This is a genomic window from Erythrobacter sp. K21-9 (assembly GCF_055808355.1).
In genome coordinates this window covers 3,076,473-3,091,593 of record NZ_CM147866.1, presented here as the reverse complement: position 1 = coordinate 3,091,593, position 15,121 = coordinate 3,076,473, and the positions used below count along the sequence as shown (strand labels likewise).

At 61.6% G+C, this 15,121-nt stretch carries 11 protein-coding genes and 3 pseudogenes; 10 read left to right on the top strand and 4 right to left on the bottom strand.

Annotated features, from left to right (window positions below; all coding sequences use genetic code 11):
- Window position 1: 1 nt before the first annotated feature.
- From AC0L39_RS15920 to AC0L39_RS15895, 6 genes and pseudogenes are all read left to right on the top strand, one after another.
- A pseudogene (locus tag AC0L39_RS15920) lies at window positions 2-887 on the top strand (alpha/beta fold hydrolase).
- Between the two features lie 18 nt (window positions 888-905).
- Window positions 906-1,475 carry a pyridoxamine 5'-phosphate oxidase family protein gene (locus AC0L39_RS15915; RefSeq protein WP_473259317.1) on the top strand — a complete coding sequence of 190 codons (570 nt, stop codon included), beginning with the start codon at window positions 906-908 and terminating at the stop codon, window positions 1,473-1,475.
- Window positions 1,476-1,493: 18 nt separating this feature from the next.
- Complete coding sequence (locus AC0L39_RS15910) at window positions 1,494-2,186, top strand: endonuclease/exonuclease/phosphatase family protein (protein WP_473259315.1); 693 nt, start codon at window positions 1,494-1,496, stop codon at window positions 2,184-2,186.
- Between the two features lie 174 nt (window positions 2,187-2,360).
- On the top strand, window positions 2,361-2,699 hold the full coding sequence (locus AC0L39_RS15905) for a P-II family nitrogen regulator (protein WP_190788754.1): 339 nt from the start codon (window positions 2,361-2,363) through the stop codon (window positions 2,697-2,699).
- Between the two features lie 14 nt (window positions 2,700-2,713).
- Window positions 2,714-4,054 carry an ammonium transporter family protein gene (locus tag AC0L39_RS15900; RefSeq protein WP_473259313.1) on the top strand — a complete coding sequence of 447 codons (1,341 nt, stop codon included), beginning with the start codon at window positions 2,714-2,716 and terminating at the stop codon, window positions 4,052-4,054.
- 340 nt (window positions 4,055-4,394) lie between these two features.
- Window positions 4,395-6,732: pseudogene (locus tag AC0L39_RS15895) on the top strand (TonB-dependent receptor).
- Window positions 6,733-6,795: 63 nt separating this feature from the next.
- Here the strand turns inward: AC0L39_RS15895 and AC0L39_RS15890 are convergent.
- From AC0L39_RS15890 to AC0L39_RS15880, 3 genes are read right to left on the bottom strand one after another with little or no spacing between them, the layout of a single operon-like run.
- Complete coding sequence (locus AC0L39_RS15890) at window positions 6,796-8,379, bottom strand: GMC family oxidoreductase (RefSeq protein ID WP_473259312.1); 1,584 nt, start codon at window positions 8,377-8,379, stop codon at window positions 6,796-6,798.
- 24 nt (window positions 8,380-8,403) lie between these two features.
- A complete protein-coding gene (locus tag AC0L39_RS15885; RefSeq protein ID WP_473259310.1) occupies window positions 8,404-9,363 on the bottom strand; it encodes a sterol desaturase family protein in 960 nt (319 codons plus the stop codon).
- Entirely contained in the window at window positions 9,356-9,772 is a 417-nt protein-coding gene (locus tag AC0L39_RS15880) for a hypothetical protein (protein ID WP_473259309.1), read from the bottom strand. The genes AC0L39_RS15885 and AC0L39_RS15880 overlap by 8 nt, the downstream gene beginning before the upstream one ends.
- Before the next feature lie 81 nt (window positions 9,773-9,853).
- On the opposite strand from AC0L39_RS15880, the gene AC0L39_RS15875 reads away from it, so the two are divergent.
- A complete protein-coding gene (locus AC0L39_RS15875; RefSeq protein WP_473259307.1) occupies window positions 9,854-11,284 on the top strand; it encodes an amidohydrolase in 1,431 nt (476 codons plus the stop codon).
- A 3-nt stretch (window positions 11,285-11,287) separates the two neighbouring features.
- Here AC0L39_RS15875 and AC0L39_RS15870 read toward each other — a convergent pair whose 3' ends face one another.
- Window positions 11,288-11,719 carry a protein tyrosine phosphatase family protein gene (locus AC0L39_RS15870; protein WP_473259305.1) on the bottom strand — a complete coding sequence of 144 codons (432 nt, stop codon included), beginning with the start codon at window positions 11,717-11,719 and terminating at the stop codon, window positions 11,288-11,290.
- A gap of 317 nt (window positions 11,720-12,036) precedes the next feature.
- On the opposite strand from AC0L39_RS15870, the gene AC0L39_RS15865 reads away from it, so the two are divergent.
- The 3 genes and pseudogenes from AC0L39_RS15865 (at window position 12,037) to argF (ending at window position 15,060) form a co-directional block, all read left to right on the top strand.
- Window positions 12,037-12,801, top strand: coding sequence for a cold-shock protein (locus tag AC0L39_RS15865; RefSeq protein ID WP_473259303.1), 765 nt, complete (start codon window positions 12,037-12,039; stop codon window positions 12,799-12,801).
- Between the two features lie 126 nt (window positions 12,802-12,927).
- Window positions 12,928-14,128 (top strand): annotated as a pseudogene (locus AC0L39_RS15860) (acetylornithine transaminase).
- Window positions 14,128-15,060 (top strand): ornithine carbamoyltransferase, encoded by a 933-nt coding sequence (gene argF / locus AC0L39_RS15855; RefSeq protein WP_473259301.1) that lies wholly within the window; start codon window positions 14,128-14,130, stop codon window positions 15,058-15,060. Before AC0L39_RS15860 ends, argF begins: the two are co-directional and overlap by 1 nt.
- Window positions 15,061-15,121: the final 61 nt, after the last annotated feature.

Here is a 15,121-nt window from a genome sequence, read left to right as displayed (position 1 = left end):
CATGAACGGCTACACACCTTCCCGCTTCGGCCCGACGTCGCAGACATTCATCTCGCAGCGGCTGCGGCTCAATTACGAGGATTGGGGAGGGAGGGGAAAGCCGCCGCTGATCCTTGTCCATGGCGGACGCGATCACGCGCGCAGCTGGGACTGGACTGCCGAAGCCTTGTGCGAAGACTACCATGTCATCGCCATGGATCACCGCGGCCACGGCGACAGCGATTGGGTCTCGGACGGGAATTACTCCGCTGGCGACATGGTCTATGATCTCGCGCAGCTGATCCACCAGCTCGGCGTGGGGCCGGTGCGGATGGTCGCGCATTCGATGGGCGGCAATGTCGCACTGCGCTATGCCGGGATGTTCCCCGACATGGTGACAAAGCTGGTCGCGATCGAAGGACTCGGTCCGTCGCCCGAATGGAAGGCCGAACAGCGCGCTACGCCATATCCGCAGCGCATGGCCGAATGGATCGAGAAGAAGCGCAAGGCCGCCGGGCGAAGCCCGCGCAAATACGAAAGCATAGAAGCCGCCTTTGCCCGGATGATCGAGGAAAACTCGTATTTGACCGAGGACCAGGCGCGGCACCTGACCGTCCACGGCGTCAATCGCAACGAGGACGGCACCTATAGCTGGAAGTTCGACCCGCACCTCAATGTCTGGGGCGTGGAAGACGTCGCAGATGAATTCATGGAGGCGACCTGGGCGGCTATCGCCTGCCCGACCTTGCTGCTTTACGGCGCGGATAGCTGGGCTTCCAATCCGGCAAAGGATGGCCGGATCGAACACTTCAATACGGTACGAAGTGATCGAATTCGAAAAGGCAGGGCACTGGCTCCACCACGATCAGTTCGATAAGTTCGTCGGGGTATTACGCGAATTCCTCTAACACTCTCGGAGCGACACAATGGCTGATTTTTTCGACGCGCTAGACCCGAAGCATATGGCGATGATCGAAAAGCAGCCGGTGTTCTTCGTAGCCACGGCGGCGGCAGATGGCCGCATCAACCTCAGCCCCAAGGGCTACGATGCGTTTCGCGTGCTTTCGCCGACGCGTGTCGCCTATCTCGACCTCGGCGGATCGGGCAACGAGACCCACGCACATCTGGCTGCGACCCAGGCCGACAAGGGCCGGATCACGGTGATGTTCTGTAATTTCGATCAACCTGCGCTGATCCTTCGCATTTACGGCCGGGGCAAGCCGGTGCTTCCGCAAGATGAAGGCTGGGGCGAATTGGCCGAGCATTTCACGATGCTTCCCGGTACGCGCCAGATCTTCGATATTGCGGTGGAGAGCATTCAGACGTCATGCGGCTGGGGCGTGCCGTTCATGAATTACGAGACCGAGCGCGAGACGCTCAAAAAAGCGCACCGCCAGGCCGATCCTGCCGGATGGGAGGCGAAAACGGCTGCGCGCACCGCGAGTATCGACGGTCTGCCGACCCGTGCGACTTCGCGCTATATTGCAGGCGAATAGAGCGAGCGGGCGCTGCACATGGAACTGACCTTCGCCACCTACAACATCCACAAGGCGGTGGGGCTGGATGGCAGGCGCGATCCGGAACGCATCATCCGGGTGCTGCGCGAAGTGGATGCCGATGTCATCGCCTTGCAGGAGGCCGACCGGCGCTTTGGCCAGCGTGAAAGCGTGCTGCCCCGCGCGCTGCTCGACGACACCAAGTGGCGGCCTTTGCATGTCGCCCGACGCCCGCGCAGCATCGGCTGGCACGGCAATGCCCTGCTGGTCCGGCGCGATATCGAGTGCCTCGAGGCACAGCCGCTCGATCTGCCGACGCTGGAGCCAAGGGGTGCGGCGATGGCCGAGATCGTTATCGGCGGGCAGGTCTTGAGGATCGTCGGCACTCATCTCGACCTGTCCGGGCTCAGGCGCCGCGACCAGGTGCGCGCGCTTATTGCGGCATGCGGCAAGCGCACTCGGATGCCGACCGTAATCTTGGGCGATTTCAACCAGTGGGGCAGGCTGACGGGCGCCATGCGCGAGTTTGGCATGGCTTGGCAGCAATTGGCTCCGGGCGCGAGCTATCCGGCGCGGCGGCCATTGGCGCGGCTGGACCGGATCGTCACCTCTCCCGATCTCGGTTATGTCGATAGCGGAGTGCATCACAGCGGGCTGTCGGTTCAGGCCTCCGATCACCTGCCGGTTTGGGCGACAATGCACGTTTCCTGACAGGGCGTTGCCCAAAAAGTAATCAAAAGATTAAAATTTGAGCGCGCGTATTTGTGCAGGTGCGAACAAAGTGCCTGATTCCGTGGCGTCAGTGCCCCCGATGCAAATTGGCGCGCCTCTTGCTACTTTGATGGGACCGGGATGTGCCCGGAGAGCCAAAGGGGGCCAAAAGGCATGAAGTTCATCATCGCCATTATCAAGCCGTTCAAACTCGATGAAGTCCGCGAAGCGCTGGGCGCCATCGGGGTCGCCGGGATGACCGTATCCGAGGTCAAGGGTTTCGGACGTCAGAAAGGCCAGACCGAGATTTATCGCGGCGCGGAATATTCGACCAACATGCTTCCGAAAGTGAAGCTCGAGATCGCGGCGAGCGACGATATCGCCGCTCAGGTGGTCGAAACGATCCAGCAGACCGCCAACACCGAAGCCATTGGCGACGGCAAGATTTTCGTTCTCGATCTCGCATCGGCAACTCGCATTCGCACCGGCGAAGCGGGCGAAACAGCACTCTAAGGGGGACAAGCATCATGAAGCATAATTTCCTGAAACTTGCCGCCCTGGTGGCCGGAGCAAGCGTTTTTGCAGCGCCGGCGATGGCAGCGGCTCCCGCTGCGCCCGTCGCTGACGCGGTCGGCGGCGGCACCGCCTATATCCTCAACACGCTGCTGTTCCTGATTGGCGGGTTCCTCGTCATGTGGATGGCGGCCGGGTTTGCCATGCTCGAGGCTGGACTGGTACGGTCCAAGAACACCTCGACCCAGTGCCTCAAGAATATCGGCCTGTATTCGATTGCCGGCCTGATGTTCTGGGTGATCGGTTACTCGATCGCCTATCCGGGCTTTGCCGAGGGCTCGCTTGGCCTGTTTGGCATCGCGGGCTTTCCATATGGAATGCAAGCCGTGGGCGAGGCCGACCTCGACACAGGTTATTCGGTCGCATCCGACTGGTTCTTCCAGATGGTCTTCTGCGCCACCACCGCTTCGATCGTCTCAGGCACTGTGGCCGAGCGAGTGAAGATCGTGCCATTCTTCATCTTTGTAACGGTCCTTACCGGCATCATCTATCCGGTTGTGGTCAGCTGGGAATGGGGAGCAGGCTATCTCGACAGCCAATGGGGCTTCAGCGATTTCGCCGGCTCCACCCTGGTCCACTCGACCGGCGGCTGGGCGGCGCTAATGGGCGCGATCATCATCGGCTCGAGGGCAGGCCGCTATGGCAAGGATGGAAAGGTCAACGTGTTCCCGGGCGCCAACATCCCGCTCGCAACGCTGGGTACCTTCATCCTCTGGCTGGGCTGGTTCGGCTTCAACGGTGCATCGCAGCTCGCGATGGGCACGGTTGGCGACGTTTCGGACGTGTCGAAAATTTTCGTGAACACCAACATGGCCGCTGCGGGCGGTGTGGTCGTCGCGATTATCCTGACGCAGGTTCTCTACAAGAAGGCTGATGTGACCATGGCGCTGAACGGCGCGCTGGCCGGCCTCGTGTCGATCACCGCAGAACCGCTCGCACCATCGGTTGGCCAGTCGATTGTTATCGGCGGGATCGGCGGGGCCATCGTGGTCTTTGCGGTTCCGATGCTCGACAAGCTCAAGATCGATGACGTCGTCGGCGCCATCCCGGTTCACCTGTTCGCAGGTATCTGGGGCACAATGGTCGTTCCGCTGAGCAACGGTGATGCAACCATCGTCGGCCAGTTCGTCGGTGTTGCACTGACCGCTGTCTGGGTCTGCGCCGCTTCGGCCATCGTCTGGACCCTCCTCAAAATCACCATCGGGGTTCGCCCGACGGAAGATGAAGAACTTGCCGGGCTCGACCATGCCGAGATTGGTGTGGAGGCCTATCCTGAATTCGCTCGAACCACCTGAGCGTAACCACCTTGGCGGGGGAAGAACTCTCTCCTCTCCCTCTTTCCCCGCCTCCACCCGTTCCTCCTGCGAACGAACAGACTGATGAAGGCCGGAGCGGCATGTTCGCTCCGGCCTCTTTTTTGCGCGCTTCGCATGTGGCTGGCGGGTGACACAAAACTGCAAAAAACGAGCGGGTTGATGGGCCCATATTGCGTTTTTGTCGTCCGGAGAGCCTTTTTGCGGTCAACAGGGCGACAAGCTCGGTTTTTAGGGAGAGACACTGATGCAATCGAAGACCACCAATGCGTCCGCCGCCATCCGTTTGCGCCACGCTCTGCTGGCTGGCTGTGCCTTTGCCATGTGCGGGACCCCGGCTCTGGCGCAAGATGAAGAAACTCCGCCCGAGGCGGAGGCGAGGACCACCGGCAATGTGATCGTCGTGACCGCGACCAAGCGCGATTCAACGATTCAGGACATTCCGTTCTCGATCAGTGCGCTGACCGCCGAGGACATCCAGAGGTCCGGTGCGGTGACGCTCGAAGACCTCTCGCGCAATGTCGCGGGTCTCTCGGTCCAGAACCTCGGGCCGGGCCAAAGCCAGGTGTCGGTGCGCGGCGTTTCCGCCGGACAGGTGGTTCGCGATCAGCCGGGGGTGAAGGAACAGGTCGGCGTCTATCTCGACGAGATCGGTGATTTCGCTCTCGCTGTTCACCCCCGACCTCGACCTGTTTGACCTCAACCGCGTGGAAACGCTGCGAGGACCACAGGGCACCTTGTTCGGATCGGGGTCGGTCGGCGGCACCATCCGCTACATCACCAACCAGCCGATAGTCGGCGTCACTGAGGGCACGGTCGAGGCGAACGTCAATGTCCTCGAAGGCGGAGATGTGGGCTGGCACACGAAGGCTGCCGTCAACCTGCCACTGGGTGACGTCGCTGCCGTCAGGCTGGTCGGGTATTACACCGAGTATGCCGGTTTCATCGACGCGCTGGGCCCAGCTGGTGGAGAGAATGTGAATAGCGGTGAGCGCTATGGTGGCCGATTGGCCTTCACCCTCGATACGGGCGAAGGCTTCAGCATCACCCCGCGCGTGGTCTATCAGAAGGTGACCGCCGACGGGTTCAACCGGCAGGAAATCTTTAACCTATTCGCCAATCCGTTCACCACCACCCGGCCCGCGATCCAGCTGGGCGAGCGCGAGCAATACCTGCTGCTGCGCGAAGCCTTTGAGGACGAAACCCTGATCGCGGACGTGGTGGTCGAGGCGGACCTTGGTGCGGTCACCCTGACCGGGGTCAGCTCCTACACCAATCGCGATATCCTGGTGAGCCGCGATGCGAGCGCCCTGTCCGGATCGGTTTCGGTCGATCTCGGCTACCCGGACGCGGCGGTCACGCTGCCATCGAACCTTCGCGACACGACCGATCTTGAAACCTTCACACAGGAACTGCGGCTTGCCTCCGATACGGACGGGCCGCTGCAATGGTTGGTCGGCGTGTTCTATTCGGAGGTCGACCGCGTCTATGCGCAGCGACTGCCGACACCGGGCTATGATGCCTTTACCGACGCCACGCTCGGTGCGGGCACATCGGCTGCGGTTGCCAATGGATTCCCGGCGGATTCGCCGTTCAACTCGGACTTGCCCTACGACATCTCGCAGTTCGCCGTGTTCGGCGAGGCGAGCTTCGAAATCACAGACGCGCTGACCTTCACGGCCGGCGGGCGTTACTACGATTTCGAGGAAACCCGCACGATCACCACTGGCGGCCTGTTCGCCAATGGCAATGTCGGCGTGGTCGACGAGACGTCTTCGGACGGCTTCACGCCGCGTTTCCTGCTCAGCTACGAGGTCAGTCCCAACGTCTCGATCAACGCGCAGGCCTCTCAAGGCTTCCGTCTTGGCGGTGTCAACGATCCGCTCAACGTGCCGCTGTGCAACGCACAGGATCTGGCGCTGTTCGGCGGCTTCCAGGATTATGAGGACGAGACCCTCTGGAACTACGAGGTGGGTGTGAAAACGCAAGGTGACATTTTCACCTTCAACGCCGCTGCCTTCTACAACGACATCAGCGATCTGCAGGTGACGCTCGACGCGGGCAGCTGTTCTTCGCGCATTGTCTTCAATGTTCCCGATGCGCATTCGGCAGGGATCGAAGCCGAGCTGGGGCTCAACCCATTTCCGGGCCTCAACTTCAATCTGTCGGGCAGTTTCATCGAGGCCGAGTTCGACACTACACTGCCGGGCGCGCTGGCCGGTGCCACGGGCATTCGTGAAGGCAACCGCCTACCATCCGTGCCCGAGTTTCAGCTCTCCGCGAGCGGCAGCTATGAATGGCCGATCTCGGACTCGGCGGAAGCGTTTCTCGCTGCCTCGTTCACCCATGTCGGATCGCGCTTTACCCAGCCTGCCGACCAGGAAGACAATCCGCGCACCTTCGTGCATGGCCTGCCGTTCGGCGGAGCGCCCGCAACCGCATCGACCACGGTCGATCTTCTGCTCGATGATTACCAGCTGGTGAACCTCAGCGCCGGGCTCGACTTCGATAGTGGCCTGAGCCTGAGCGTCTATGCCAACAACGTGCTGGACGAAAACGCGCTGCTGTCCTTCGACCGCGAGCGCGGCGGACGGGCGCGGCTCGGCTACCGGATCGGCAATCCGCGCACATTCGGCGCTACGGTTCGCCAAGAGTTCTGAGGCGGGTTCAACTGACAAGGGAAAAGCCGGGGCGCGTACGCCTCGGCTTTTTCGTTTGTTTGCCTATTCGGCTGCCTTCACGAAGTCGGCGCAGCGCTCTCCGATCATGATGCTCGGCGCGTTGGTGTTGCCGCTGACGATCTTGGGCATGACGCTGGCATCGGCCATCCACAGCCCTTCGAGCCCGCGCACCTTGAGCGTGGGATCGACCACAGCATCCTCGTCCGAGCCCATGCGGCATGTGCCGACCGGATGGTAGACTGTATCCGCACGCTCACGAATGAGGTTGTCGAGCGCGGCCTCGTCCTGCATGTCGACCGGATGGCGATCGGTCGGGCCATAGGCCTGTAGCGGCGGAGCGTCGGCAATGCGGTGCGACAATCGGACGCCTTCGCGAAGGACAGCAATGTCGCGGTCATCGTCGAGGAAGTTGGGATCGATCATCGGCGCAGCCGCGGCATCGCCAGATCCCAGCCGCACTGTGCCCCGGCTTTCCGGACGCAGGACACAGGCATGGAGCGAAAAGCCGTAGCCCTTCACGTTCTCGCGCCCATGATCCTCGAGCACTGCAGGCACGAAATGCCATTGCACGTCGGGCGCGGGGGCATCCTCGTCGGTTTTCCAGAAGCCGCCCGCCTCGGCATAGCAGGTCGTCATCGCGCCCGTGCGATTGCGCCTGTGCTGGAGGATCGCGCCTGCCATCTTGAGCGTGCCCTTGATCGTGCCGCCGATCGGCACATTCGACGTGGTCGACCAGCCGGAGACATAGTCGATATGGTCTTGCAGGTTCGAGCCGACCGCTGTCCGATCGAGCGCGACTTCGATACCGTGCTCTTTCAGGTGCTCGCCCGGGCCGATGCCCGACAGCATGAGTATTTGCGGCGAATTGAACGCGCCTGCGGACAGGATCACGCCGCGCCGGGCGCAAATCATCTCGCTGCGCTTGCCCCGGCGCACGCGCGCGCCGGTCACTCGCCCGCCCTCAATCACGAGCCTTTCGACCAGTGTGTCGGTGCGAACCGAGAAATTGCCCTGTCCGCGGATCGGCTCGACATAGGCGCGCGCAGAGGACCAGCGCTCTCCGTTCCGCTGCGTGACCTGGTAGAGTCCGAAGCCTTCCTGTCGCTCGCCATTGAAATCGTCGTTCGTACGCAATTGCAGTGCAGCCGCGCTCTCGACAAAGGCATGGCTGGTCGGGTTGGGATCGACCTGGTCGGAAACGAAGAGCGGCCCGCCGCCTCCGTGGAATTCATCCGCGCCGCGCTCATTTGCTTCGGCCTTGCGGAAATAGGGGAGCACGTCGTTATAGGACCAGCCGGTGCAGCCCATGCTCGCCCAATTGTCGTAATCCCACTTGTTGCCGCGAATATAGACCATCGCGTTGATCGCAGATGACCCGCCCAGACCCTTGCCGCGCGGCTGGTAGCCTATGCGACCGTTCAGACCCTTTTGCGGGACGGTATCGTATTTGTAATTGGCAGAGTTGCGGATGAAGGGCATGAAGCCCGGCGTCTTGATCAGGACGTTGTCATTGCGCCCGCCGGCCTCGATCAGGCAAACCCGGCGTGTGCCGTCCACGGCAAGGCGGCCTGCGGCTGCGCTGCCGCCGCTGCCGCCACCGATAACGATGTAATCGAAGCTTTCCATGCTCTCTCCTCTTGCTGGAGAGGGTTACGCAGCTTCGCTCGGCCTTTCAATCGGGTTTCGCGCAGCAACCGGTTTTGCGATCTGCGTTTTTTCGCCATTACGCGCGCGCCAGCGATCGCGGATCATGTCCGACGTGTCGCGTGAGCCATCGTGGCTCCAGCCCGGCTCGCGCAGCAGATAGGACAGCTTGTGCCTCCACGGCGCGCGCCAGATGTCGCCAATCATCCCGATCCATTCATGAAAGACCGCCCACAGCAGGTTGAAGCTGCCGAGCTGCTTGATGATGCCGTAGCGGATCTTCTCATCATCGCGCTCAGGTTCGAATGTGCCGAACATCTTGTCCCACACGATGAAGACGCCGGCGTAATTGCGGTCGAGATAGCGCGGATTGGTCGCGTGGTGCACGCGGTGATGGCTCGGCGTGTTCATGACCGCCTCGAACCAGCGCGGCATCCGGCCAATCGCCTCGGTATGGATCCAGAACTGGTAGATCAGGTTGAACCCGCCGCAGATTGCGATCATCGCCGGATGAAAGCCCAGCAGGACCAGAGGTACCGCGAACAGGAAGCCGAAAGTGAATGCCCCGGTCCAGCTTTGCCGAAGCGCGGTCGAGAGGTTGTAGTGCTGGCTGGAATGGTGGTTCACGTGGCTCGCCCACATCCAGCGGATGCGGTGCCCGGCGCGGTGGACCCAGTAATATTTGAGATCATCGAGGACGAAGCATAGCGGCCAGGCCCACCACACTGCCCACCATTGCTCGCCGAAATCGAAGACGCGGTATTGGTAGGCAGCGATAAAAACATAGAGCGCTAATCCGCCGAGCAATCCGCCTGCCACGGTCGACCCAAGGCCGAATGCGAGGCTGACCAGCGTGTCTTTCGGTTCGTAGGATTCCGGCGCGCGCAGCTTCGCCCAGATCATCTCGGCCAGGACCGCAATCACGAACAGGGGGATGGCATATTGGGTTGGCGAAAAGTCAGGCATCGTGACGCCGTTCTAGCCGATTGATCGTCTCAGCCCAAGATGCTGCGTCAGGATGGATCAGGCTGACGCTGCCATATCGCGCCTCTCCCGATGCGATAGTCAGTTTCTCGCCGCTCGCCTCGGCCTTGGCAGCGGGCGTCAATATACGTCCTGCAAAGTGGTTGCCGTGGCGCTTTATCAGCATGACTTGCCCGCTGGCATCGCAAAGAATTGCCGCGGCCCCGCCTCGATCGACAGCGATTTCGGACGGCTCGAACCCGTCCTGAACTTCGTTTGCGGCGCGCGCTGCGTCCCGCTCGCTCTCAAGCGCCGGTGTTCCGCCCAGCCGCATCAGTGCCGCAAGGCCGGCCAGCGCGAATATCGCTGCGAGTGAAACGGCAAAAATCAGGATTTGCAGGTTAATTTCCATGTTTCAACGGATTGGCATGCGGCTCACTTTGCGGCAAGCAGGACGTTGAGGAGATAACGATGAAATTGCCGACAACACCGCTTGCCGCCGCCGCATTCGTCACGCTGGCTTTCGGATCAGCGCCGCTCACCGCTGACAATCACGCGCAGCTGGGCGTCGATCCGGCCGCTTTCGTGGCGGCTCGATGCCGACCGCACCGCGCGCGTCGCACAGCAGCTGTGGGAATATGCAGAGCTTGGCTATCTCGAAACGCAATCGACGGGCTTGCTGCAAAGCGAGCTTTCGGCTGAAGGTTTCAAGGTGACAAGCGGCATAGCCGACATTCCTACCGCCTTCGTGGCCGAATGGGGTGAGGGCGGTCCGGTGATCGCGATCCTTGCCGAGATGGACGCGCTGCCCGGTATCAACCAGTCCGATTCGGCGATCCGCGACCAGATTGCCGGAAAGCATGCGGGGCACGCCTGCGGGCACAACCTGTTCGGTGCAGGCTCTCTCACCGCCGCCATTGCAGTGAAGAAATGGCTTGAGGAAACAGGCACGCCGGGACGCATCCGCCTCTATGGAACGCCTGCCGAAGAAGGCGGATCGGGCAAGGTCTACATGACCCGCGAAGGCATGTTCGAAGATGTCGACATCGCGATCCACTGGCATGCCGATGACGAGAACAGCGCGGCGGCGCGCACGAGCCTCGCAAACCGGTCGGCCAAGTTCCGCTTCACCGGCATTTCCGCGCATGCAGCCGGCGCTCCGGAACGCGGGCGCTCGGCGCTCGACGGGGCGGAGGCGATGAACATGATGGCCAATATGCTGCATGAACACATGCCGCAGGACGCGCGGATGCATTATGTCATCACGAGCGGCGGGAATGCTCCCAACGTCGTGCCCGACTTTGCCGAGGTATTCTATTACGTCCGCCATCCCGATCCCGACGGGGTCGAAGAGATCTGGACGCGTCTTGAACAGGCGGCGCGCGGGGCGGCGATGGGAACCGGCACCGAAGTGACCTGGGAGGTGATCCACGGCAACAATCCGCTGCTGGTCAATGAAACACTGGCCAAGGTGATGGATGCCAAGCTGCGCAGCGTGGGCGGTATCGATTACACGCCGCAGGAGCGCGAATGGGCCGAGCAATTGCAGGCTTCGCTTGGCGATGCAGCGCTGCCGCTCTCGAGCGCCTCGGAAATCCAGCCCTACGAGAAAAGCCTCGGCTATGGCTCGACCGATGTCGGCGATGTTTCGTGGGCGACCCCGACAGTTGGCGCGCGGACGGCGACGTGGGTCCCCGGGACCAGCGCGCATAGCTGGCAGGCTGTCGCGGCAAGCGGACACTCGATCGGGATCAAGGGCGCGCAAAATGCGGCCAAGGCGATGTCACTGATGGCGACCGAATTGTTCACGAATGCTGAGCTGCGCGAGGCGGCGCGGGCCGAATTCGATGCTGCACGGGGCGAAGATTACGAATATCGCTCGCTGCTGGGCGACCGCGATCCGCCGCTCGATTATCGCAAATAAGAGCTAACGAGACGCGAGCATGTCGAGCATCGGGCGAATGGGGCTGACATCATATCCAGCCTCGCTCGCCGCGCGCGCAATGTCGTCCGGGTCGGAGCCGGACTTTGCTTGTGCAAGAGCCCAGAGCAGCGTCGATCTCGTACCCGAGCGGCAATAGGCGAGCGCCTTGCCTTCATTGGCACCCAGAGCGGCAATCATCTGGTCAACCTGGGGCTCACTGAAACCGGAATGACCGATGGGTATCGCCGCGTAACCGATCCCGGCAGCTTTTGCCGCAGCCTCTATCTCGCCGCCTTGCGGAGCGGAGGCGTCTTCGCCGTCGGGACGATTGTTGACGATCAACGTTACGCCCTGGTCTTTTGCCGACGCTACATCGCTCAACGAAATTTGCGGGCTGGCGAGAACCGAATCGGACAGTTTGCGAAAATCGCTCACGATGCTGCATCCTTTGATTGTTGGTCTCCAAGCTAGGGACGCCACGGCGCAAACTCAATTGCTCACAGCGAGGCAGGACGAAGCTGCCGCGCGGCGAACGAGCGATAACGCTCGATCTCGCACTTCGAAATTGTCATAATTTTGCGCGATTGAAGCGCGGCTGGTTAAATCGTTCGCAAAGCACGGCTTTGTAGGCTATGACCCGCAATAGAGAGCGATATTCGATACTTCGAAGTCTCGCTTGCGTCTGGTACGGACTGCTGCCCCGATACCGACGCATTGAAGGTCTGGCAGTGTGACAAGGTACGTACTGGATTATGGGTTACGATAGGGGACGTCGGCGCGGTCGGGATAAGCGCGACGGTTTCGGCGAGGACAGTTTTGATCCTTTTGGTGGCGGTATGGATGGTTTCCCTCCGCCCAGCGATTACGGAAATGATCGTGGAGGCTCTGACCGTGGCGGCAACCGTTATGGTGGCGGCGGCGGCGGTGGCGGAGATCGCTACAGCGGCGGCGGAAGCGGCGGCGGCCCACGCGGCGGCGGCGGCGGTGATCGCGGCGGCGGCGGTGGAGGCAGTTTCAACCGCATGCCCGCGCAGGTCGTTGGCACCGGCAAAGGCACGGTGAAATTCTTCAACAGCCAGAAAGGCTTTGGCTTCATCCAGCAGGAAACCGGCGGCGAGGACGTGTTCGTGCACATCAGCGCGGTTGAACGCGCTGGCCTTGAAGGTCTGGCCGAAGGGCAGGAGCTCGAGTTCAACCTCGTGGATCGCGGCGGGAAAGTGTCCGCTCAGGATCTTCAGGTTGTCGGCGATGTGATCGCTGTCGAGAAGACGGAAGGCCCGCCCAAGCGCGAGCTGACCGGCGACAAGGCCACCGGAACAGTGAAATTCTTCAATTCGATGAAGGGTTTCGGTTTCCTCGTGCGCGACGACGGTCAGCCCGATGCATTCGTGCATATCAGCGCGGTCGAGCGCTCTGGCCTCACGGCGATCAACGAAGGCGAACGCTTTGAATTCGACCTCGAAGTCGACCGACGCGGGAAGTATTCGGCGGTCAATCTCGTGCCGGTGCAGGAGTAAACTCCCCGCGACCATATCCGTACCGTTTGACCAACCAAGCGAGCGGCCCTATTCCAAACCAGATGGCGGCTCCTTGATGAGCCGCCATTTGTTTTTCGAGCCCATTTCAGTCCTAGGATTTACGTTATGTCGATTACCCCGCTCATGCCTGTCTATCCGCGCTGCGGCGTACGTACCGGTTCGCGGAGAGCACTGCCACCTCATTGACGAGGACGGAACGCGCTACCTCGATTTCGCGAGCGGGATCGCGGTCAACCTGCTTGGCCACTCGCACCCCGGTCTGATCGGAGCGATCCAGAAGCAGGCCGAAACGCTGATGCATGTGTCGAACCTGTATGGCAGCCCGCAAGGCGAAAAGCTCGCGCAGCAATTGGTGGACAACACCTTCGCCGACACGGTCTTCTTCACCAATTCGGGTGCTGAAGCGGTCGAGACCGCGATCAAGTGCGTGCGCGCATACCATCAGAATGCCGGCGATGAGGGCGATGCGGATCGGTTCGAGATCATCACTTTCGCCAACGCCTTTCACGGGCGGACGATGGCGACCATCAGCGCGTCGAACCAGACGAAGATGCACCATGGATTCTCGCCTCTGCTCGAAGGCTTCAAATACGCAGAGTTCGACGATCTCGACGCCGCAAAAGCGCTAATCGGGCCAAAAACAGCGGGTTTCCTTGTCGAGCCGATCCAGGGAGAAGGCGGCATTCGTCCGGCTTCGACCGAATTTATGCAGGGCCTGCGCGCGCTCGCCGACGAACACGATCTGATGCTTGCTCTCGATGAAGTGCAGTGCGGGGTCGCTCGAACCGGCACGCTTTACGCCTATGAGCAATACGGCATCGAACCCGATATCGTCGCCACGGCCAAGGGGCTGGGCGGCGGTTTCCCGCTTGGCGCGTGCCTGGCGACAGAGAAAGCTGCGCGCGGCATGGTCTTTGGCGCGCACGGCTCGACCTATGGCGGAAACCCGCTGGCAATGGCGGCCGGTAGTGCGGTCATGGATGCCGTTGCCAACGTGGATTTCCTCGCCTCTGTACGCGAAAAGGGCGAACGCATTCGCACGCGCCTCGAGCAATTCATCGGCAATTATCCCGACCTGTTCGAACTTGTGCGCGGAAAGGGGCTGATGCTCGGGATCAAGATGAAGGTCGAGAGCCGGCCTTTCTTCGTGCACCTGCGCGATAACCACCAATTGCTCACAGTGGCGGCGGGCGACCAGACCGTGCGAGTGATCCCGCCGCTGGTAATTGGCGATGCCGAGATTGACGAGTTTTTCGAAAAGCTTTCAGCTGGTGCCGCCAGCTTCAAGGTGCCCGAGCCAGCCTGATGGCAATGCGCCATTTCCTCGACCTGTCCGATGCCGGACCGGATGCGATCGCGGCAATGATCAACGACGCGATCGACCGCAAGGCCGCGCGCGCCGACTTGCCAAAAGGTAAGGCCGACGAGGACGCACCTTTGGCCGGACGGGTGCTCGCGCTTGTATTCGAAAAGAATTCGACCCGCACACGCGCCAGCTTCGATATCGCCATGCGCCAGCTTGGTGGAACGGTGCTGTTCCTCGAAGCTGGATCGAGCCAGTTGGGGCGCGGCGAAAGCATCGCCGACACAGCGCGCGTCCTTTGCCGTATGGTCGACGGGATCATGTTGCGCACCGACGATCACGCCAAGATCATGGAAATGGCGCGTCACGCGAGCGTGCCGGTCATCAACGGCCTCACCGATCGCTCGCACCCGTGCCAGATAGTGGCCGACCTTCTTACCGTGATCGAGCACGGCAAGGCGCTGCCGGGGATGGAGCTTGCGTGGTTTGGCGATGGCAACAATGTCCTTCACTCGATCCTCGAAGCGGCGAGCCTGATGAAGTTCAACCTCCGCATCGCAACGCCAGCCGGTTTCGAGCCTGAGCAGGAATTCGTCGATATGGCGCGGATTGCCGGTTGCACGGTGACACTGACGCAGGACGCGCTTGCCGCAGCCCGCGGCGCCGATGTGGTTGTGACCGACACCTGGATTTCCATGGGCCAGGCCGATGCCGACGAAAAACGCACGGCGATGGAGCCTTACCAGGTCGATGCGAAAGTGATGAAAGCGGCCAAGGCGGATGCGGTGTTCCTGCACTGCCTTCCTGCTCACGTGGGCGAGGAAGTGACTGAGGACGTATTCGAAGGTCCGCAGTCGGTTGTCTTCGACGAAGCGGAAAATCGCATCCACGCGCAAAAGTCGGTCTTGCTCTGGAGTTTCGGGCTACTCGGCTGACCCGCAGGGTTTTTGCGCCGGTCAGGGGTTAACGCTGGCCCGCACAGCCACCATATCGCCG